We start from the raw sequence: 1,720 nt of genomic DNA, 5'->3' as shown, positions 1-1,720 counted from the left end.
CCCGGCTTATTCATGAGGCCGACCTGAAAAAGAAGATGGCGAGTGGTTTCCTCTTGTAGAATCAAGATGTTCCTGCCAGAACACGATTCAAGAGGACCACTCGCCATGGGTGAAAGCCTATCCACCTGGACGCCCTCCTGCAACGGCTCTGTCCGTGTCGAGCTGAGCGGCCAGCGAACCACCAGCGACAGCGGCGCTCTGCTGCTGCGTGAAGCCCTCGACAACAGCGGCGTGATCGAGGCGCTCGAAGACAACCTGGTCGATCGCCGCCACCCGCTACGCATCCGCCACTCGCTGGCCAGCCAGCTGCGTACCCTGGTGCTGCAACGTGCGATGGGCTGGATCGACCTCAGCGATACCGACACGCTGCGGCGTGACCCGCTCTGGCAGCTGGCCTGCAGCGATGCGCGCGGGATGACGCCCCTGGCCCAGGACCGGCCCTCTCAAGCCACGCTGTCGCGGCTGCTGACCTGCCTCGGCCGTTACGACAACATCGACGCCGTGCCCGAAGGCCTGCTGAGGCTGGTGATCTGGCGCCTGACCTCGCTGCAGAATGGCGAGCGCCCCAAGCAGCTGACCCTGGACATCGACGGCCTGCCGATCGAGGTCCATGGCCACCAAGGCGGCTCGGCATTTCATGGACTTTACGGGGCCCGAATCTACTCGCCCTTGGTGGCCTCGCTGGCTGAGACCGGCGACATGGTGGGCGGTCTACTTCGCGAGGGTAACGCCGGCCCGGCCGAGAATGCCGATACCTGGATTCCCCACCTGGTGCGGCGACTCCACGAAAGCACCGGGGCCCAGGTTCGAGTGCGCATCGATGCCGGTTTCACCGACAACGATACGCTGGAGGCACTGGAAGAGCGCGACATCGAGTACCTGGGCCGACTACGCAGCCACAAAGGCCTGCAAGCGCTGGCGGCGCCTCACCTGAAGCGGCCACGAGGCCGGCCTCCCGAGCAACCCCGCGAGTGGTGCCACGACCTTGAGTACCAAGCCGGTTCCTGGTCGGCGCCTCGACGCGTGGTGCTGGTGGTGCAGGAACGTCCCGATGATCTGTTGCTGCATGCCTTCTTCCTGGTCACCAACCTCGGCAAGTTCGACTGGCCGCCGGAGAAGGTCCTGGCGCTCTACCGCAAGCGCGGCAGCGCCGAGGCGCACATGGGCGAAGTGAAATCGGCGCTCGACGTGCACCTCTCGTCGACGGATCGCGGCGCCTCCACCGTTCAGGACGTGATGGCCCGCAACGAGGTGAGCCTGCTGCTGAGCCTCTATGCCTACCAAGTCCTGCATGGCCTGCGCTGCCTACTGGAGCGACAGACCCGGCAAGGCTGGAGCCTGAGCCGGATGCGCGAGCAGGTGCTCAAGGTCGCCGCCACGCTGTCGCTGCACGCCCGGCGCATCGCCGTTCACCTCGGCGCCGCTGCCGACAAGTGGTGGCCGACGTTGCTGAAGGGGCTGCCGAAGCTGACCTCGCTGAGCTAACGCTCCTGCAACACCACCACGGCATCAGGAATCGAGCGACCGCAGCGGCGGCCGGCGATCACGGTTGCTTTGGAGGTCGAAATCTATTCCTATAAGTTATAAGTCGACATGATAAAAGTGTAGTTCAGGCATTACTCAGCAGGCTATCACGCCAGCGCTATGGAACCTGATGATCAATGCCGCCGGCCAGCAGCTTCAGACCGCCCGAATCGAGCCCTCATGAATGAGGCGGGAT

General features: G+C 64.4%; 1 protein-coding gene. It reads left to right on the top strand.

All coding sequences use genetic code 11. The features are described 5' to 3' along the window. Positions 1-66: 66 nt before the first annotated feature. The gene (locus QC821_RS21645; protein ID WP_309725595.1) at positions 67-1,485 is read left to right on the top strand and encodes an IS1380 family transposase; all 1,419 of its coding nucleotides are present in this window, start codon (positions 67-69) and stop codon (positions 1,483-1,485) included. Positions 1,486-1,720: the final 235 nt, after the last annotated feature.

It is taken from the genome of Franzmannia qiaohouensis, assembly GCF_031451695.1.
Taxonomy (GTDB): domain Bacteria; phylum Pseudomonadota; class Gammaproteobacteria; order Pseudomonadales; family Halomonadaceae; genus Franzmannia; species Franzmannia qiaohouensis.
The sequence above is the reverse complement of the archived record's forward strand: the minus strand, read 5'-3'. Positions and strand labels throughout refer to the sequence as shown.